General features: G+C 76.2%; 18 protein-coding genes. 11 read left to right on the top strand and 7 right to left on the bottom strand.

What is annotated here, in order from left to right; translation table 11 throughout:
* Positions 1–2,055, bottom strand: a 2,055-nt coding sequence (locus ACFWEK_RS07330) for a UvrD-helicase domain-containing protein (RefSeq protein ID WP_430553616.1), incomplete at its 3' end; no start/stop codon positions are given.
* A gap of 62 nt (positions 2,056–2,117) precedes the next feature.
* The gene (locus ACFWEK_RS07335; RefSeq protein ID WP_430553617.1) at positions 2,118–2,744 is read right to left on the bottom strand and encodes an NAD(P)-dependent oxidoreductase; all 627 of its coding nucleotides are present in this window, start codon (positions 2,742–2,744) and stop codon (positions 2,118–2,120) included.
* Between the two features lie 92 nt (positions 2,745–2,836).
* Between ACFWEK_RS07335 and ACFWEK_RS07340 the strand changes: the two genes are divergently transcribed.
* Entirely contained in the window at positions 2,837–3,427 is a 591-nt protein-coding gene (locus tag ACFWEK_RS07340) for a TetR/AcrR family transcriptional regulator (protein ID WP_430553618.1), read from the top strand.
* 8 nt (positions 3,428–3,435) lie between these two features.
* Here ACFWEK_RS07340 and ACFWEK_RS07345 read toward each other — a convergent pair whose 3' ends face one another.
* Entirely contained in the window at positions 3,436–3,924 is a 489-nt protein-coding gene (locus ACFWEK_RS07345; protein WP_430553619.1) for a GNAT family N-acetyltransferase, read from the bottom strand.
* Positions 3,925–4,058: 134 nt separating this feature from the next.
* Between ACFWEK_RS07345 and ACFWEK_RS07350 the strand changes: the two genes are divergently transcribed.
* The 4 genes from ACFWEK_RS07350 to ACFWEK_RS07365 all read left to right on the top strand — a co-directional run bounded on the left by ACFWEK_RS07350 (position 4,059) and on the right by ACFWEK_RS07365 (position 8,057).
* Positions 4,059–4,442 carry a VOC family protein gene (locus tag ACFWEK_RS07350; protein ID WP_430553620.1) on the top strand — a complete coding sequence of 128 codons (384 nt, stop codon included), beginning with the start codon at positions 4,059–4,061 and terminating at the stop codon, positions 4,440–4,442.
* A gap of 47 nt (positions 4,443–4,489) precedes the next feature.
* On the top strand, positions 4,490–4,828 hold the full coding sequence (locus ACFWEK_RS07355) for a YnfA family protein (protein ID WP_430553621.1): 339 nt from the start codon (positions 4,490–4,492) through the stop codon (positions 4,826–4,828).
* Positions 4,829–4,910: 82 nt separating this feature from the next.
* Positions 4,911–7,721 carry an AAA family ATPase gene (locus ACFWEK_RS07360; RefSeq protein WP_430553622.1) on the top strand — a complete coding sequence of 937 codons (2,811 nt, stop codon included), beginning with the start codon at positions 4,911–4,913 and terminating at the stop codon, positions 7,719–7,721.
* Between the two features lie 60 nt (positions 7,722–7,781).
* Entirely contained in the window at positions 7,782–8,057 is a 276-nt protein-coding gene (locus tag ACFWEK_RS07365; RefSeq protein WP_430553623.1) for a hypothetical protein, read from the top strand.
* A gap of 7 nt (positions 8,058–8,064) precedes the next feature.
* Here the strand turns inward: ACFWEK_RS07365 and ACFWEK_RS07370 are convergent, their stop codons facing one another.
* Positions 8,065–8,547 (bottom strand): DUF456 domain-containing protein, encoded by a 483-nt coding sequence (locus ACFWEK_RS07370; RefSeq protein WP_430546658.1) that lies wholly within the window; start codon positions 8,545–8,547, stop codon positions 8,065–8,067.
* 28 nt (positions 8,548–8,575) lie between these two features.
* A complete protein-coding gene (locus ACFWEK_RS07375; RefSeq protein WP_429766163.1) occupies positions 8,576–8,947 on the bottom strand; it encodes a hypothetical protein in 372 nt (123 codons plus the stop codon).
* A 404-nt stretch (positions 8,948–9,351) separates the two neighbouring features.
* Between ACFWEK_RS07375 and ACFWEK_RS07380 the strand changes: the two genes are divergently transcribed.
* Genes ACFWEK_RS07380 through ACFWEK_RS07395 form a run of 4 tightly spaced genes read left to right on the top strand, consistent with a single transcriptional unit; the run spans position 9,352 to position 14,084 of the window.
* Complete coding sequence (locus ACFWEK_RS07380; protein ID WP_430553624.1) at positions 9,352–11,082, top strand: nitrite/sulfite reductase; 1,731 nt, start codon at positions 9,352–9,354, stop codon at positions 11,080–11,082.
* Positions 11,079–11,930, top strand: coding sequence for a phosphoadenylyl-sulfate reductase (locus tag ACFWEK_RS07385; RefSeq protein WP_430546661.1), 852 nt, complete (start codon positions 11,079–11,081; stop codon positions 11,928–11,930). Before ACFWEK_RS07380 ends, ACFWEK_RS07385 begins: the two co-directional genes overlap by 4 nt.
* On the top strand, positions 11,927–13,285 hold the full coding sequence (gene cobA, locus ACFWEK_RS07390; protein ID WP_430546662.1) for a uroporphyrinogen-III C-methyltransferase: 1,359 nt from the start codon (positions 11,927–11,929) through the stop codon (positions 13,283–13,285). Before ACFWEK_RS07385 ends, cobA begins: the two co-directional genes overlap by 4 nt.
* A gap of 55 nt (positions 13,286–13,340) precedes the next feature.
* Positions 13,341–14,084, top strand: coding sequence for a sirohydrochlorin chelatase (locus ACFWEK_RS07395; RefSeq protein WP_430553625.1), 744 nt, complete (start codon positions 13,341–13,343; stop codon positions 14,082–14,084).
* Here ACFWEK_RS07395 and ACFWEK_RS07400 read toward each other — a convergent pair.
* Both ACFWEK_RS07400 and ACFWEK_RS07405 read right to left on the bottom strand, forming a co-directional pair.
* Positions 14,050–14,736 (bottom strand): LuxR C-terminal-related transcriptional regulator, encoded by a 687-nt coding sequence (locus ACFWEK_RS07400; protein WP_430546664.1) that lies wholly within the window; start codon positions 14,734–14,736, stop codon positions 14,050–14,052. The genes ACFWEK_RS07395 and ACFWEK_RS07400 overlap by 35 nt on opposite strands.
* Positions 14,733–16,052 carry a PspC domain-containing protein gene (locus ACFWEK_RS07405; protein WP_430553626.1) on the bottom strand — a complete coding sequence of 440 codons (1,320 nt, stop codon included), beginning with the start codon at positions 16,050–16,052 and terminating at the stop codon, positions 14,733–14,735. Before ACFWEK_RS07405 ends, ACFWEK_RS07400 begins: the two co-directional genes overlap by 4 nt.
* Positions 16,053–16,189: 137 nt before the next feature.
* On the opposite strand from ACFWEK_RS07405, the gene ACFWEK_RS07410 reads away from it, so the two are divergent.
* On the top strand, positions 16,190–17,701 hold the full coding sequence (locus ACFWEK_RS07410; RefSeq protein ID WP_430553627.1) for a PspC domain-containing protein: 1,512 nt from the start codon (positions 16,190–16,192) through the stop codon (positions 17,699–17,701).
* Positions 17,701–18,438 carry a hypothetical protein gene (locus ACFWEK_RS07415; protein ID WP_430553628.1) on the top strand — a complete coding sequence of 246 codons (738 nt, stop codon included), beginning with the start codon at positions 17,701–17,703 and terminating at the stop codon, positions 18,436–18,438. Before ACFWEK_RS07410 ends, ACFWEK_RS07415 begins: the two co-directional genes overlap by 1 nt.
* Positions 18,439–18,482 lie beyond the last annotated feature (44 nt).

Raw genomic sequence — 18,482 nt, forward strand, 5'->3', positions numbered from 1 at the left:
ACCCTTGGCGGTGTGCAGGGTCATGAGCGTGACGACGCCCTGGTCCTCCTTGGGCTCCTGCTCGGCCTCCCCGTCGGCCACGTCCTCGTCGGGGATCTGGTCGGCGTCCGCCACGAGCGACACGCGCTCGAGGAAGTCCGCGAGGTCGCCCTCCGGGTCCAGCTCGCTGAACTCCGCCGCGACGGCGTGCAGCTCGGCGAGGTTCTCGACGCGCGAGGCGTCCTGCGGGTCGTCCGACGCGCGCAGCTCCGCGAGGTAGCCCGTGCGGTCCAGGACGGCGCCGAGGATCGTGGCGGGCGGCTCGCCGTCGTCGACGAGGGCGCGCAGCTCGCGCATCATGTCGCGGAACGCCGTGAGCGGCTTGGACGTGCGGGAGGTCATGCCGCCGATCTCGTCGGCGCGCTCGAGCGCGGCCCCGAAGGAGATCCGCTCCCGGTCGGCGAACGACGCGACGAGCGACTCCGCCTTGTCCCCCAGCCCCCGCTTGGGCACGTTGAGCACGCGGCGCAGGTTGACGTCGTCGTCCGGGTTCGCCAGCGCCCGCAGGTAGGCGACCGCGTCCTTGACCTCGCGGCGCTCGTAGAAGCGGGTGCCGCCCACCACCTTGTACGGCAGGCCGACGCGGATCAGCACCTCCTCCAGCGCGCGCGACTGCGCGTTGGTGCGGTAGAACACCGCGACGTCGCCGGGGCGCACCCCGTCCTTGTCGCCGAGCCGGTCGATCTCCTCGGCGACGAACCGCGCCTCGCCGTGCTCGTCGTCGGCCACGTAGCCGACGATCTTCTCCCCCGCGCCGGCGTCGGTCCACAGCCGCTTGGGCTTGCGGTCCGGGTTGCGCGAGATGACGGAGTTCGCGGCCGTGAGGATCGTCTGGGTGGAGCGGTAGTTCTGCTCCAGCAGGATCGTCGTGGCGTCCGGGTAGTCCTCCTCGAACTCCACGATGTTGCGGATCGTGGCGCCGCGGAAGGCGTAGATCGACTGGTCGGCGTCGCCGACGACGGTGAGCTCCGCGGGGTCCAGGCCGTCGACGCCGGGCCCGTCCACCGTCGCGCCGGCCAGCTCGCGCACCAGCATGTACTGCGCGTGGTTGGTGTCCTGGTACTCGTCCACCAGGATGTGCCGGAACCGGCGGCGGTAGTGCTCCGCGACGTTCGGGAACGCCTGCAGGAGGTTCACCGTCGTCATGATGATGTCGTCGAAGTCGAGCGCGTTCGCCTGCGCCAGCCGCTGCTGGTAGCGCCGGTAGACGTCCGCCAGCACGGTGTCGAACTCCGGCGCCTGCGTCGGCAGCGAGCCCGACGACGCCGCGCGGGCGGTGCGCTCGCGCCAGCCCTCCTCCGTGGCGTCGGCGCCCGAGCTCTGCGCGTAGGCCTCGGGGTCGATCAGCTCGTTCTTGAGGTCGCTGATCTTGTGCGCCAGCGACCGCGCCGGGTACTTCTTCGCGTCGAGGTCGAGCTCGCGCGTCACCAGCGTGATGAGGCGCTGGCTGTCCGCCGCGTCGTAGATGGAGAAGCTGGAGCGCAGGCCGAGGGTCTTGGCCTCCTTGCGGAGGATCCGGACGCACGCGGAGTGGAACGTCGAGACCCACATCCGCCCACCCGCCGGGCCCACCAGGTGCTCGACGCGCTCGCGCATCTCCGCCGCGGCCTTGTTGGTGAACGTGATCGCGAGGATCTCCCCCGCCCGGGCCCGGCCGGTGGCCAGCAGGTAGGCGATGCGGTGCGTGAGCACGCGCGTCTTGCCCGACCCGGCGCCCGCGACGATGAGCAGGGGCGAGCCCGCGTGCTCGACGGCGGCCCGCTGCTGCGGGTTCAGCTCCTCCAGCAGGGCCTCGGGGTCGAGGTGCGAGAACGCCCCGCGCGAGCGCGGCCGCCCCTCGCCCGACCCGCCGTCGTGCGCCTCGGCCGCGGCGTCGCGCACCCACGCCGGCGCGCCGGACGTCGGGTCGGCGGCGTCGTCGTCCCAGCGCGGGGCGGTGGACGGCAGGCGTGCCGTGTCGTCCTTCGCGGCGTGGTCGAACCCGGGCAGGGACAGGCTGTCGAACAGGGAGGTCATCGTGGACCAAGCGTAGGCTCCGCGGCCGACATCCCGGTGCCGCCCGGGCCGTGACCCGCCCCTCAGCCGGCGACCGAGACGGTCGCGCCGACGGCCGTCGGGTCCTCCAGCAGGTCGCAGACCGCCGCGGCGAGGTCGGCGCGGCGCATCGACCAGCGCCAGCGCACGTTGCCGTCCCGGCGCTGGTGGTACGCGCCGCGGGGCGCGCCGTCGCGCAGCATGGGCGGCCGCACGATCGTCCAGTCGAGCCCGGACTCCCGCACCGCCGGCTCGGCGACGGCGAAGCCCGCGTTCGCGTCGCGCAGCGCCCGCGCCAGGATCGGCTTGGCCAGGTAGCGGGACAACGGGTCGTCGCCGTCGACCACCCAGCCGCTCGCGGTGACGACGACGGCGCGGCGCACCCCGGCGGCGCGGGCGGCGTCGACGAGCACCTCCGTCAGCTCCCCCTGCACGCCGGGCGCGCTGCCGGGCACCGGGCCCAGCGCCGACACGACGGCGTCCATCCCGGCGAGCGCGGCCGTGACCGCGGCGGCGTCGAGGCCGTCCGCCGTCGCGACGCCGTCGGGGGTCAGGTCGCCCAGGCGTGCCGGGTCGCGCACGACCGCCACCACGTGGTGGCCGCGGCGCCGAGCCTCCACCACGACCAGGCGTCCGGTCCGTCCCGTCGCTCCCAGCACGGCGATCTTCATGGTCGTCTCCTCGCTCCTCGGGGTGAGTAAGTGTTTACTCACCCCTAGGATGGGGGTGCCCGCACGGGCATGTCAACGGGACGGGAGAACCCATGAGCACGCGCGACCGGATCCTCGACGCCGCGGCGACCGTGCTGCGCGAGCGCGGGATCGCCCGGGCCACGACCAAGGAGATCGCGCGCGCGGCGGGCTGCTCGGAGGCGTTGCTCTACAAGCACTTCGCCGACAAGCAGGAGCTGTTCCTCGGCGTCCTGTCGGAGCGCGCCCCCCGCCTCGACGCCCCCGCGGACCTCGTCGGGCGCGCGACCGTCGTCGAGAACGTCACGACCCTCGTCGGCCAGCTGCTCGCGTTCTACGCCCGGTCGTTCCCGATGGCGGCGTCGATCCTCGGCGCGCCGGAGCTGCTCGTCGCGCACCGCGAGGGCCTGGGGCGCCGGGGCGCGGGCCCGCAGGGCCCGGCCCTCCAGGTGCAGGCCTACCTCGACGCCGAGGCGCGCGACGGACGCCTCGACCCCGGCGTCGACACCGAGGCCGTGGCGCGGACGTTGGCCGGGGCCGCGCTGTTCGAGGCGTTCCTCGCCGTCTACGCCGGGCGCGACGCCGTGCCCGGTGCCGCCGCGCGGGCGCGCGGCATCGTCGGCGCCGTCCGCCTGGACGCGCCGGCCGCCGGCCCGACGGCGTAGACCGAGAACTACCGACGCAGCCGCATCGGCGTGTGCGGGATGTCGTCCTCCAGGTACTCGGGCCCGTCCGGGGCGAAGCCGAACCGCCCGTAGAAGCCGGTCAGCGGTGACTGCGCGCCGAGGACGACGTCGGCCCCCGGGGCGGCGGCGGTGGCGACCTCCACCGCGGCCCGCATGAGCACGCCCGACGCCCCCGAGCCGCGCACGTCCGGGTGGCACACCACGCGGCCGATGCGCTGCACGTCGCCGTCGTCGAGCACCCGCGCCGTCGCGACCACCCGGCCGTCCCGGTCACCGTCGAGCAGGACGACGTGCCACGCCGTGGGCTCGGCGTCCCGGCCGTCCAGGTCGGGGTACGCGCACTCCTGCTCGACGACGAACACGTCCTGCCGCAATTGCCACGCCGCGTACGCGGTCCGCGCGTCCAGCTCGTCGAGCGTCGAGACACGCACCGTCCACCGGTCGTCGCGCCGCTGCCGGGCGTCCTGCTGGGTCATGGTTCCTCCGAGCTGCCGTGCCTGCCGCCCGACACCTTAAGCCGCGCGCCGATGAGATCCGCCCCCGGCGGCCGTCCCACCCGTACCGCACCCGGCGCGACCGGCGCCGGGTCGTCGTCCGAGGAGGAACCACCGTGGCCGCAGCACGATTCACCGGGGTCCATACCGTCGCGGTCCCCGTCCGCGACCAGGACGCCGCGCTCACCTTCTACACCGGGCCGCTGGGGTTCGAGGTCCGCTTCGACGCCGAGCTGCAGCCCGGCTTCCGGTGGGTCGACGTCGCCGCGCCGGGTGCCGCGACGTCGCTCGCGCTGGTGCGGGCGGGTGACGGGCTGCCCGCCGGCATCGACACCGGGATCCGGCTCGTCACGCCCGACGCCCGGGCCGCTCACGCGGCTCTGACCGACGCGGGGGCCGACGTCGGGGACCTCCTGCTGTGGGAGCAGGCGCCGCCGATGTTCGAGTTCCGCGACCCGGACGGCAACACGCTGTACGTCACCGAGAACCCGGCAGGCTGACCGGCGCGGCTCGCGGCGGGGTCCGTCGGCGCGCGAGACTCCTGCGCATGACCGTGCTGCGCTCGATCCTGCTCTTCCTCGCCGCCGCCGTCTTCGAGATCGGCGGTGCCTGGCTGGTGTGGCAGGGGGTGCGCGAGCACCGCGGCTGGATCTGGATCGGCGCGGGCGTCGTCGCCCTCGGCGCGTACGGCTTCTTCGCGAGCCTGCAGCCGGACGCGCACTTCGGCCGCATCCTCGCCGCGTACGGCGGGGTCTTCGTGGCCGGGTCGCTGGTCTGGGGCATGGTCGTCGACGGGTTCCGGCCCGACCGCTGGGACGTCGCCGGTGCGCTGCTCTGCCTCGCCGGCGTCGCGGTGATCATGTACGCCCCGCGAGGTGCCGTCTGAACCGGACCGGGCGCGGGTGATCCCGGGGTGAATCGCGCCCGGGGCACGGCTCGTCGGGCACCGCCGATGGGATAGTCGCCTCGTGGGCTCCCCGCGGGTCGTGGGGAGGTCCGAGGCGCTCGTCGCCGTCGACGATCTGCTCGGCGCGGCGGAAGAAGGGCCCGCGGCCCTGGCGCTGAGCGGACCTCCGGGCATCGGCAAGACGACGGTGTGGCTCGCCGCCCTGGACCGGGCCCGCGAGCGAGGCGTGCTCGTGCTCGCCAGCCGGCCGGTGCCCGCCGAGGTGCGGCTCGAGTACTCGGGCCTGCGGGAGGTCCTCGACCCGCTGTCCGACGCGGTCGGCACCCTGCCGCTGCCGCAGCAGCGTGCGCTCCGGGCGGCCCTCGGCGTCGAGCCCTCCGGGCCGGGCGGCGGCCCCCAGCTCGTCGCCGCGGCCGCGGGCACGCTGCTGCGCGACGCGGCGGCACGCGGGCCCGTCCTGGTCGCGGTCGACGACCTCCAGTGGCTCGACCCGTCGAGCCGGCAGGCGATCGCGTCCGCGTGCCGCCGTACGCCCGGCCGGCTCGCCATCCTCACGAGCGCCCGCACCTCGGACGCCCCGGCGGGCGGCGAGGACGTCCCGGTCGCCGTGATCGAGCCGGCCGACCCCCGCCGCCTCGCCCATCTACCGCTCGCGCCGCTGACGCCGGCCGACGTGACCGCGGTCGCCCGGGACGTCGCGGGGCGGACCCTCGCCGCGACGACGATGGAACGCCTGGTCGAGGCCGCGGACGGCAACCCGCTCTTCGCGGTCCAGCTCGCGGAGCACTGGCGCTCGCGCCCCGCCCCGGACGGCCTGCCGGCGAGCCTGCGAGCGCTGGTCGCCGAGCGGTTGTCGGCCCTCCCGCACGCCACCCGCGACCTCCTCCTCACGGCGGCGTGCCTGGCCGACGCGCGGGCAGACGCGCTGGCCGCGGTCCACGGGGACGTGGAGGCCGTGGCGGCGGCCGAGGACGCGGGGGTCGCGCGCGTCGCCGACGGGCGGCTCCGCTTCGCGCACCCGCTGTTCGCGCTCGGGGTCCTCGACGCCGCTCCGCCGACCCGCCGCCGCGAACGGCACCGGCGGCTGGCGGAGATCGCCGGCGGCGCGGCCGACGACGAGGCTCGCGCCCGTCATCTCGCGTACGCCGCGGCCGGCCCGGAGCCCGCGACCCTCGACGCGCTCGACGCAGCGGCCGACGCCGCGCGGAGCCGTGGCGCGACGTCCGTCGCGGCGGAGCTCGGCGAGCTGGCCCTCGGGCTCGGCGCGCGGTCGCCGCAGCGGCTGCTGCAGGCCGCCGCGGACCGGCTCGGCACGGACGCGTACGGCCGCGCGCTCGAGCTCGCGTCCGAGGCCCTGCCCGCGCTCACGGCGCCGCTCGAGCGGGCGGGCGCGCTCGCCACCGTCGGGCAGGCCCGGTTCCGGCTCGGCGACATCGAGGGGGCGGTGTCCGCCCTGCGCGCCGCCCTCCCGCTGGCCGTGGGCGATGCCGACCTGCACGTCTCCGTCTTCGGCGACCTGGCGACCTGCCTCCTCAACTCCGGGCGGCTCGAGGCCGCCCGTGCGGAGCTCCCCGCGGTCGACCCCGCCCGCTCCCCGGCGACCGCGGCGGCGACCGCTCCCTCGACCGCTCCGGCGATGGACGACGGCGCGCTGGCCGAGCTGCTCGGCGCCCGCGTGGTGATCGACCAGCTCGCGGGCCACGGCTACCACGACCGCATCGCACGACGCGCCCTGGCGCTGGAGAGCGCCGACCGGGTCACCCCGGCGATCCGCTGGCCGACCGTGAACGTCGCGTCGGCGCTGCTCTTCAGCGGCCGACCGGGCGAGGCCCTGCCGCTCCTGGCCGCGGCGGAACGCCGGTGCGTCGACCGCGGCCAGGAGACCGACCTCTGGTTCGTGCAGTTCTCCACCGTGCGCGCCGCCCTCCTCGTGGGTGCGGTCGAGACCGCCGCGGAGGCCGCGGGGCGACTCGACGAGCGTGCCCGCCGGACCGAGGGCCCGGTGCTCGACCTCATGGCCCGCACCGCGGAGGCGCACCTCCTCGCGTGGACCGGCCGGACGGACGCGGCGGCGGCGACGGCGCGACGGGCCGTCGAGCGGTTCGAGGCGCTCGGTGCGGCGCACGTGGCCGCGCTCCCGGCCGCGGCACTGGCGTCCGTCCTGCTCGCGGCGGGCGACGCGCCGTCCGTCGTGACCCTGCTGCGGCCGCTCGAACGGCTCCTGACTGCGGCGGGATACCGCCACCCGGGTTTCCCGCACCACCTGTCGGAGCTCGTCGAGGCGCTCGCCACGGCCGGCGAGACCGTGGAGGCCGCCGCCGTGCTCGACGGGTACGAGCAGGTCGCCGCCCGAGCCGGCGAGGCCTGGCTGCGCGGCGTCCTCGCACGCGGGCGGTCGGCCGTGTCGGCCGCGACCGGGGACGTCACGACCGCGCGCCATTACCTCGAGCGCGCGCTGTCCTGCTTCGCCGCCCCGGATCTCGGCGCGGAACGGGGACGCACGCTCGTGTCGCTCGCGCGCCTCGAGCGCCACGGCCGCCGCCGCGCGTCCGCCGCGGCCGCGGCCCGCCGCGCGGTGGCGGAGCTCGACGCCGTGGGCTGCGCGCTGTGGTGCCGGGTCGCGCAGGACGAGGTCGACCGGTCGTCGGGCCCGCGCAGCGGCACCGCCCTGACGGCGATGGAGGAGCGCGTCTGCACCCTCGCGGCCCGCGGCCTGACCAACCGGGACGTCGCGTACGCGCTGACGATGAGCCCGAAGACGGTCGAGGCCCACCTCGCTCGGGCCTACGCGAAGCTGGGCATCCGGTCGCGCGCCGAGCTCGGTGCGCGGATGTCACCCGCGCCGGGCCCACCCGACAAGGACAACACCTGATGCAGGAGGGCCGCGTTGCGGGCGAGACTCGGCCTGGGCCCGAGCACGCGGGAGGCTGTCGTGGGAGCTCCGCTGGTGTTCGAGGTCTGGACGGACGACGGCCCTCCGCGCCCGCCCCCCGCGCCGGTCACGACCTCACCGAGGGTCCACGGGGCGCAGGCCGGCAAGGTCCTCCTCGCGCTGCTGCTCGGGGCCGCGGCCGCGGCCGGCACCCTCACTGCCGTCGATCGCGTCGTGGCGCAGCCGCCCGCGGTGGAGACCCCGCAGGACGCCGCCGACCTGGTGCCGCACCGCCTCGGACGCGGGGACCTCTGCGGCCCAGGACCGCGCTGCTGACGCCCGGTCAGGTCGCCACGAGCCCGACCACCCAGGCAAGGGTGGCCACGACGCCCCCGGCGAGCTGGACGCCGATCGTGATGAGCGTGGCCTTGAGCGCCGCGCGCGTGGCGGTCCAGGCGACGGCCGCGTCGCGCCGTCGGGCCAGCTCCACGAGGAAGACGGCCCCGGCGAAGAAGAGGAAGAGCCCGACGACGGGCACCACGAAGAACCCGACGATCCCCGCGACGCCCGCCAGGGCGAGCGTGCCCCAGGGCACGTCGGCCCGGCGCATGTGGCGCCCCGCGAGCAGCCACTGACCGGTCTCGGCGGCCACGACCGCCAGGGCGGCGACGGCGAAGCACACCCACGCCGTCGTGCCGCCGGTGACCCACGCCCACACGAGGATGCTCCCCAGCACGAGCACGTTGCCGGGGAGCACCTGGACGACGATGCCGACCAGGCCGACGGCGATCGCCAGCCCGACCAGCACCTCCCCCAGGACGCTCATCGCACCTGCCCCGGGGCCACGTGGACGGTCACCAGAAGACGGCGACCAGGATGTTGACCAGCGTCAGGGCGCCGATCGAGTGCTTGAGGCCGGGGGCCACGGCACCCGTGCCGTTGTCGCCCTTCGAGCCCTGGCGCTTGGCGACGAACGCGAGCACGGCGATGATCAGTGCGATCACGAGCTTGACGCCGATCTTGGCCATGCTGGGGCCGCCGTCGGCCCACAGGTCGCCCATCTCGGCGATGCCGACCATGAGGATGCCGGCGACGAGGGCGGTCGCGGCGCCGTGGAAGACCCCGCGGTAGAGGCCGGGGCTCTTGATCGACGCGATGTAGCCACCGAGGACGATCGCCCAGCCCACGAAGTGGAGCGCGACGAAGACGTGGTAGAGGAACTCCATGCGGGCAGCCTAGCCGCGCGCGGAGCGGGATCTGACACCGGTGTCCGCAACCGGTCACACATCACACCCGGACAGGCGTCCGCAAGCTGCCCCCACATCGTCCCACCATGTGGTCCCACCATGTGGACCTGGTCTCGCGCGACTCCGCCCGGAGCGGTTACGGTCATCCCCATGACCACGGCCGCGCACCGCCTCCTCGTGACGACTCGTCACGAGATGCCGGCGTGCGTGCGTCGCAGCATGCGCAGCTGTCTGTGCTGCTGTCGCTGATCGCGCCCTACCTCAGCCCCGCCGCGGACTCGCGGCTCCTGAGCACCGGCGCGCGCCGTCGGTCCTCGGCCCACCCCCGCTGAGTCGCTCGTCGTCGCGCGTCCCGCCCCCGAGGACCCGAGGAACTCCCCCAGATGACGACGCAGACCACCGCACCCGCCCCGACCAGCGACGACGCCCCCGCCCGCGTCCGCCCCCCGCGCGCGACGCGCCCGAACGGGCAGTGGAAGGTCGACGGCACCGAACCCCTCAACCACAACGAGGTCTTCAAGCAGGAGGCGGCACCGCTCGGCGTCCGCGAGCGCATCGAGTCGACCTACGCGCGCGAGGGCTTCGACTCGATCACCGACGACGACCTGCACGGCCGTTTCCGCTGGTGGGGCCTGTACACGCAGCGCAAGCCCGGGATCGACGGCGGCCGCACCGCGACGCTCGAGCCGCACGAGCTCGAGGACCGGTACTTCATGCTCCGCGTCCGCTCGGACGGCCAGCCCCTCTCGCCCGCCGCCCTGCGGGTGCTCGGCGGCATCTCGGCCGACTTCGGGCGCGGGTCCGCCGACATCACCGACCGGCAGAACATCCAGTACCACTGGATCGAGATCGAGAGCATGCCGGAGATCTGGCGCCGCCTCGACACCGTGGGCCTGGAGACCACCACCGCCTGCGGCGACTCCCCCCGCGGCTTCCTCGGCAGCCCGGTGGCGGGCATCGCGGCCGACGAGATCATCGACCCCACCCCCGTGATCCTCGAGATCAAGCGCCGCTACATCGGCGACCCGGAGCTGGCCAACCTGCCGCGCAAGTTCAAGACGGCGATCACCGGCCACCCGAGCCTCGACGTGGTGCACGAGATCAACGACATCTCGCTGGTGGGCGTCGTGCACCCCGAGCTCGGCCCGGGCTACGACCTGTGGGTGGGCGGCGCGCTGTCCACCACGCCGCGGCTCGGCGAGCGGCTCGGCGTCTTCGTCACCGAGGAGCAGGCGCCCGACGTCTGGCACGGCGTCATCCGCATCTTCCGCGACTACGGCTACCGGCGGCTGCGCAACAAGGCCCGCCTGAAGTTCCTCCTCGCCGACTGGGGCACGGAGAGGTTCCGCGAGGTGCTGGAGAGCGAGTACCTCGGGTACGCGCTGCCCGACGGCCCGGCCCCCGCGCCGGCCACCCGGCCCGGCGACCACGTCGGCGTGCACGAGCAGAAGGACGGCCGGTTCTACGTGGGCGCGGCACCCGTCGTCGGGCGGGTCGGCGGCAACACCCTCACCGGGCTGGCCGACCTCATCGAGCGGGTCGGCGCGGACTCCGCCCGGCTCACCGCGCACCAGAAGGTCGTGATCCTGGGCGTGCCCGCCGACCGCGTCGACGAGCTGCTGGACGGGCTGGAGCCCCTCGGCCTCACCGCCCGGCCGAGCCTGTTCCGCCGCTCGACGATCGCCTGCACCGGAATCGAGTTCTGCAAGCTGGCCATCGTCGACACCAAGGACACGGCGGCGCGCGTGATCGGCGAGCTCGAGGACCGGCTGGGCGACGTCACCGGGCGTCTCGACCGGCCCATCGAGCTCAACGTCAACGGCTGCCCCAACTCCTGCGCCCGCATCCAGACCGCCGACATCGGGCTGAAGGGCCAGATCATCACGGTCGACGGCGAGCAGATGCCCGGCTTCCAGGTGCACCTGGGCGGCGGCCTGGTCGGCGAGGGGCGCGACGCCGGCGGGCTGGGCCGCACGGTGCGCGGCCTCAAGGTCCCGGCGTCGGAGGTCGGCGACTACGTGGAGCGCGTCGTGCGGCGGTACGACGCCGAGCACGACGGCGGCGAGACGTTCGCCCAGTGGGCGCACCGGGCCGACGAGGAGGCCTTGCGGTGACCGCCGTCGAGATCTCCTCCCCCGTGACGCTCCTCGCGTCCCCGGCCGGCGGCGGCCGGCTCGCCGAGGTGCGGGCGCGGGCGGCGGCGCGCGAGGAGTCGCGCCAGGCCAGGCAGCGCGCTCGTGCGTCCCGGCACCGGCGCTCGGTCGAGGAGCTGCGCCACGTCGTCGAGCGCGGCCAGGCGCAGCTGCACGCCGACGGCGACCGGCCCGAGGCCACGGCCGTGGAGGTCGTCGCCTGGGCGGTGCGGGAGTTCGGCCCGTTCCTCGCGGTCGCGTCGTCGATGCAGGACCTCGTCCTCGCACACCTGGTCTCCCGTCAGCTCCCGTTCGTCGACGTGCTGTTCGGCGACACCGGCTACCACTTCGCGGAGACGCTCGGCACGCGCGGCGCGGTCGAGATCGAGATGGACGTGGACGTCGTCGACGTCCGCCCCGAGCTCAGCGTCGCCGAGCAGGACGCACGGCACGGACCCCGCCTGCACGACCGGGACCCCGAGGCCTGCTGCGCCATGCGTAAGGTGGCTCCCATGCGGCAGGCCCTGCAGGGCTACGAGGCCTGGGCGACCGGCGTCCGCCGCGGCGAGACCGCGGCCCGCGCGAACGCGCCCCTGGTCTCGTTCGACGAGCGCAACGGCGTCGTGAAGATCAACCCCCTCGCGGCCTGGACCGACGAGGAGGTCCAGGAGTACGCCCGCACGCACGGCGTCGTGGTGAACCCCCTGCTCAGCGACGGGTACCCGTCCGTGGGCTGCGAGCCCTGCACCCAGCGGGTCGAGGCCGGGCAGGACGCCCGCGCCGGTCGCTGGGCCGGCCGGGACAAGGACGAGTGCGGGCTGCACGTATGAGCGCCCGCAAGAGGTCCTCGAACGGGTCGCGGCCGGCACGGCCCGCCCCGCCGCACGACACGTACCCGCTGGGCCTGCGCGTCGGCGGCCGCCTCGTCATCGTCGTGGGCGGCGGCCCCGTGGCGCTGCGCCGCGTGCGCGGCCTGCTCGCCGCGGGGGCCCGCGTGCGGGTGATCGCGCCGGACGTCGTGCCCGAGCTCGCCTCGCTCGTCTCCACCGGCGCGATCGAACGGATCACCCGCGGGTACTGCGACGGCGACCTCGACGGCGCGTGGCTGGTACACACCGCGACCGGCGACCCCGACGTGGACGCCCGCGTGGCCGGCGACGCCGAGCTGCTGCGCACCTTCTGCGTCACCGCGGGCGACGCCGAGCTCGGCTCCGCGTGGGTGCCCGCGGTGGCGCGCACCCCCGTGACGGACGCCGCCGGCCGGCCCGCGGGCGACCTCGCCGTGGCCGTGACCGCCGGGCGCGACCCGCGCCGCGCCGTGCGCGTGCGCGACGCCGTCGTGGCCGGGCTCGACGACGGCAGCCTGCCGCTGCGTGCCGTGCGCCCGGCGGGCGACGGCGACGGACGCACGGCACGCCCGGGCCGCGTCGCGCTCGTGGGCGGCGGCCCCGGGGACGCGGGCCTCATCACCGTGCGCGGACGACGGCTGCTCGCCGCGGCGCAGGTCGTCGTCGTCGACCGCCTGGCACCGCGCTCGCTGCTGGCCGGGCTGGGCGACGACGTCGAGGTGATCGACGTCGGCAAGACGTCCGGGCACCACCCCGTGCCGCAGGACGAGATCACCGCGCTGCTGGTGCGGCACGCGCTCGCCGGGCGCGACGTCGTGCGGCTCAAGGGGGGCGACCCGTACGTCTTCGGCCGCGGCGGCGAGGAGCTGGACGCCTGCCGTGCCGCCGGGATCGAGGTGGAGGTCGTGCCCGGCGTGACGTCGGCCGTCTCCGTGCCGGCCGCGGCAGGCATCCCGGTCACGCACCGGGGGCTCGCCCGCGGCTTCAGCGTGCTCACCGGGCACGACGACGTCGGCCAGGTCCCGGGCGGCACCGACCACACGCTCGTGCTGCTCATGGGCGTCACCCGGCTCGCGGACACCGCCCGCGCCCTCGTCGCGGCGGGGCGCCCGGCGGACACGCCCGTCGCCGTCGTGGAGGACGGGTTCGGCGCTCGTCAGCGCACCACCGTCGGCACCCTCGCCGACATCGCCGACCGGGCGCGCGCCGTGGGCGTGCAGGCGCCGGCCGTGACCGTCGTGGGCGACGTCGTGCGCCGCAGCCCGGCGTGGACGGGGCCGGTGTCCTCCCGCGGCTCCGCTCACACCGTCGCAGCGTCGGCGGTGAGGTCGTCGTGACGGCCGTTCACGCGGGCGCAACGTCGCGGGTCGCCGCCCGCCCTAGGGTCGCGGCATGACCGTCCCCGCGCTCCTCGCCGTCTCGCACGGGACGGCGTCCGCCACCGGGGCGGGCGCCGTCGCGACCCTCGTCGAGGCCGTGGCCGCCCGCCTCCCCGACGTCCCCGTGCACGCCGGCTTCGTCGACGTGCAGCAGCCCGACGTCCCGGCCTGCCTGACCGGGCTGCGGGGCCGCCAGGCGCCGAGCGTCGTGGTGCCGCTGCTGCTGTCGGCGGGGTACCACGTGCACGTCGACCTGCGCGACGACGTCGACGCCGCCGTCGCGGGCGGCGACGACGTCACCCTGGGCGGGGCGCTCGGGCCCGACGACCGCCTGGTCGACGTGCTCGAGCAGCGCCTCGCCGAGACGGGCCTGCGGGACGACGACACCGTCGTCCTGGCCGCCGCCGGGTCGAGCGACGCGCGCGCTGTCGCCGACTGCGAGACCACGGCCGCCCGCCTGGCCGGGCGCCTGGGCCGCCCGGTCGCCGTCGGGTACATCGCGAACGCCACCCCGCGCGTGCACGAGGTGGTCGACGCCGCGCGGGCCCGGCACCCGGGCCGTCGGGTCGTCGTCGCGTCCTACCTGCTCGCGCCGGGGTTCTTCGCCGACCTCGCCGTGCGGGCCGGCGGTGACGCCACCACCGCGCCGCTCCTGGTCGCGCACGAGGACGCGCCCGGCGAGCTCGTGGACGTCGTCGTCGAGCGCTACCGCGCCGCCGCGCTCACAGCAGCCGGCGCGCCGCGGCCCACCGCGTGAGCTCGTAGCGGCTGGAGAGCTGCAGCTTGCGCAGCACGGCGGACACATGGGTCTCGACCGTCTTGATGGAGATGAACAGCTCGCTCGCCACCTCGCGGTAGGAGTAGCCGCGCGCGATGAGCCGCATGACCTCCTGCTCCCGCTTGGACAGGCGGTCCAGCTCGTCGTCCGCGACCGCGACGTCGCCCGCGGCGGTGCCGAACGCGTCGAGGACGAAGCCCGCGAGCCGCGGCGAGAAGACGGCGTCCCCGCCGGCCACGCGGACCACGGCGCCCGAGAGGTCGGACGCCGAGATGTTCTTGGTGACGTAGCCGCGCGCCCCGGCCCGGATGACGGCCACGACGTCCTCCGCGGCGTCGGAGACGGACAGCGCGAGGAACTTCGTCTCGCCGAGCAGGTCCGCGCAGCGCCGTACCACCTCCGCCCCGCCGCCGCCGTTGCCTCCCGGCAGGTGCACGTCGAGCAGCACGACGGGCGGGCGGTGCTCGTGCACGACGGCCACGGCCTGGTCGACGTCCGCCGCCTCGCCCACCACCTGCACCCGGCCGTCCAGGCTGGCGCGCACGCCGGTGCGGAACATGTGGTGGTCGTCGACGAGCACCACGGGGACCGGCCCCGTCGGCTGCGGCGTCGCGTCGGTGGGAGTGGTCACGTGCGTGCTCCTTCGTCGGCCGTGCTCGGATCGTTCGCGTCGGTGGGGCCGGCGGCGGGCTCCGCCGCCGGCGCGGCCGACCCGTCGCGCGGCATGCGCAGCCGCACCTCGGTGCCCCAGCCGGGCCGGCTGGTGACGTCGGCGGTGCCGCCGCGCCGGTGCACGCGCCCGAGGATGGACTCCCGCACCCCGAACCGGTCCGGCGCGATGTCGTCCATCTCGAACCCGTCGCCACGGTCGCGGACGAACACCTCGACGGCGGCGTCGGTCACCTCGAGGTAGACCGTCACGGGCGGGCGGCCGTGCACGACGGCGTTCACCAGCGCCTCGCGCGACGCCTGCAGCAGGGCCGAGGTCTCCTCCGTGGGGACGCAGTCGCCCACCATCACCGACTCGACCTCGACGGCGCGGCCGTCCTCGACCTCCGCGACGAGGGCGCGCAGCTCCGCGGCGAGCGACGTGCCGGGTGCGGTGCGGTCGGTGTACAGCCACTCGCGCAGCTCCCGCTCCTGGGCGCGGGCCATGCGGGCCACCGCCTCCGGGTCGTCGGCGCGCGAGCGGATGAGGGCGAGGGTCTGCAGGACGGAGTCGTGCAGGTGGGCGGCGATGTCGGCGCGCTCCGCCTCGCGGGCGCGAGCGGCGCGCTCGTCGCCCAGCTCGCGCACCAGCCGCAGCCACCAGGGCGCCAGCATGAGCGCCGCGCCCGCGAGGACGGCGAGCGACGCCACGGCCGCCTGCAGCAGCACGGGCACGGGGGCGTCCTGGCCGATGAGCAGCAGCACCCCCACCATGACGAGGACGACACCCCCCACGAGCCGCAGCACGAGCGTCGAGCGGCGGGTGCCCGACCCGGCGTCCCCGGCGCGGCCACGGTGCGCGGCGTCGAGCTGGCTCCACGCCAGCGCCAGGCCGCCCACGGCGACGAGCGCCGGCAGCACCCACGACGCCCCGACGTCCCATCCCGCGCGGATCGCGACGAGGATGAAGGCGCCCGCGATGAGCGCCGCCCCGATGAGGACGTCCCGCACGGGCAGGGCCGCGACCGGCCCACGCAGGCGCAGCCGCGGCGCGAGCCGCTGCATGGAGGTGGGCGTGGTGTCGGCGGCCTGCCGCGGGTCGCCCGACGGCACGGTCACCCACCAGAACACGTACGCCACCGCGCCCGCGCCCGCCACCAGCGTGAGCAGGAGGAAGGCGAGGCGCACCACCAGGACCGGGATCCCCAGGTGGGCGGCGAGGCCCGCGGCGACGCCGCCGAGCACCCGGCCCTGGGGGGGCCGGCGCAGCGGGAGGCGCGGGGGTCGCTCGGTGGTCATGCTCCCGATCCTGGCACGTCAGGGGCGCCCCGGGGCGCACGATCTCGAGGTTTCAGGGTCGCCCGGCACCCCGAATCAGGGTCGTGTCAGGGCAGCACCCGATGCCGCGCGGGCTCCCCGATCGCCAGGATGGAGCCATGAGCACCGACGACCTCCCCCAGCCGCCCGGGCCGCAGCCCGGACCCGGTGGCGCCCCCGCCGCGGGCGGCACCCCTCCGCGCCGCACCGGCGACGGCTTCTTCGACTCCATCCGCCGCATGGGCGTCACCCGGTCCGACAACCGCTGGGTCGGCGGCGTCGCGGGCGGCGTGGCCGAGCGCTTCGGCCTGGACCCGCTGCTGGTGCGCGGCCTGCTGATCCTCAGCTTCTTCCTCACCGGCGCGGGCATCGTCATCTACGCGATCGCGTGGGCGCTGCTCCCGGAGCGGGACGGCCGCATCCACCTGCAGCAGGCGTTCCGCGGGGACTTCGACGTCGCGCTCCTCGGGGCGGTCGTCGCCCTCATCGTCGGCTTCGCCTGGGGCGACGGCCTGAGCTGGTGGGGTTTCGGGATCGAGTGGATCGGCGCGCTCCTGTGGGTGGCCGTCTGGGTCGGGATCGTCTGGCTGGTCGTCAAGCTGATCCGCGACCGCCGCCCCGGGAACGGGGGCCCCGGCGCCCCGCCCGCGCCGCCCTACCCCGCGGCTCCGCCCTACCCCGCCGCGCCCGCGCCGGGCACGACCGACGACCCCGCCGGGGGCGGGCCCTCGTCCGCGAGCTCCTTCACGCCGGCCCCGCCCGCCCCGTACCTGACGACTCCCCCGGCGCCGCAGCCGCCGGCCGAGCCCGCCAGCCCTTCCGGCGCCTGGGCCGCCGCGCCCGCGGCGCCGTCCGGCACCTGGGCCGCCGCGCCCGCCCCGGCCGCTCCCCCGGCGGCGCCGGTCGTCGCGCCGCGCCCGCCGCGGCCCCCGCGCCCCGTGCGCCGGGGCCCCGGCGCAGCAGCGGTCGGCATCGTCCTCGGGCTCGTGCTGCTCGCCGGCGCGCTGCTCCTCGTCGCCGACCGCACCGGGAACCTCGGTCTCCCGCTCGGGCCCACGTGGCTGGGCGCCTCGATCGTGATCCTCGGGGCCGGGCTCGTCGTGACGGGCCTGCGGGGCCGCCGCGGCGGCGGCCTGACGTTCCTCGCGATCCTCGCGCTGATCGCCGGTGTCCTCACCTGGCCCTTCGCCGGGGACCGCACCTCCTGGGAGCTCTGGGACGCCGCGCCGCAGCAGTCCGGCGCAGCCGCCGTCGTCAGCGACGGCACCCTGCACCCGACGACGGCCGCCGACGCCGAGGAGGGCGTGCACGTGCGCTTCGGCGACGCGACGATCGACCTCACCGACCTCGACCTGACCGACGTCCCGCTGGACGACCCCGTCGTCGTCCCCGTCACGATCTCCGCCGGCAACGCGACCGTCCTGATCCCCGACGGCACGGCCGTGGAGGCCGACGTCGAGGTCATCGCGGGCAACGCCGAGTGGTTCGTGGACGGCCAGGACCGCTCCGTCAACACCTACACCAACGGTCCCGTGCGGTTCACCACCGAGGAGGCTCGCGAGGCCGACGGCGCCCGCCTGCTGCTCGACGTCGGCGTGCGCGCCGGCAACCTGACCATCGAGGAGTCCTGATGAGCGCCGACAAGCCCACCACGCCCGGCCCCGAGCCGGACGAGACCCAGGCCCTGCCGGCCGCAGACGAGACCCGGGCCCTGCCCGCGGCCGACGAGACCCGGGCCCTGCCCGCGGCCGACGAGACCCGGGCCCTGCCCGCGGCCGACGAGACCCAGGCCCTGCCCGCGGCCGACGAGACCCAGGCCCTGCCCGCGGCCGACGAGACCCAGGCCCTGCCCGCGGCCGACGAGACCCGGGCCTTCCCGGCCTCGGGCGACACCCGCGCGTTCCCCGTGGCGGGGCCGGACGACCCGCTGTCGATCTTCGACCAGCCGGAGCGGCCCGCGGAACCCGCCCTTGCCGAGGACGCGTCCACGCGGCCGGCGGCGACCGTGCCGCAGACACCCGCCCCGGGCTACGGCGCCACCGTGCCCGAGCCGACGCCCGAGCCGACGCCCGAGCCGGCCTCGTCCGGGTGGGCCTCGTCCGAGCCGGCGGAGGCGGTGCCCGCGACCCCGGTGGCACCGGCCCCCGTGGACGAGCCGCCCGCCAGCACCGGTCCGCGGGCGAGCACGATCGTGTGGGGCTTCCTCGTCGTCGCCTTCGGCGTGGGCCTGGTGGCCAACGCCGCGGGCGCGCACATCGACGTCGAGCTGGCCGCGATCGTGCTGCTCGCCGCGGCCGGAGCCCTGCTGGTGATCGGCTCCGTGGTGAGCGCGGTGCGCCGCCGACGCCGCCCGACGACCGCCCGCTGACGCGCACCGTCACGACGACGCGGCGGTGACCCGAGGGTCACCGC

The sequence above is a fragment of the Isoptericola sp. NPDC060257 genome (assembly GCF_042726645.1).
Classification (GTDB): domain Bacteria; phylum Actinomycetota; class Actinomycetes; order Actinomycetales; family Cellulomonadaceae; genus Isoptericola; species Isoptericola nanjingensis.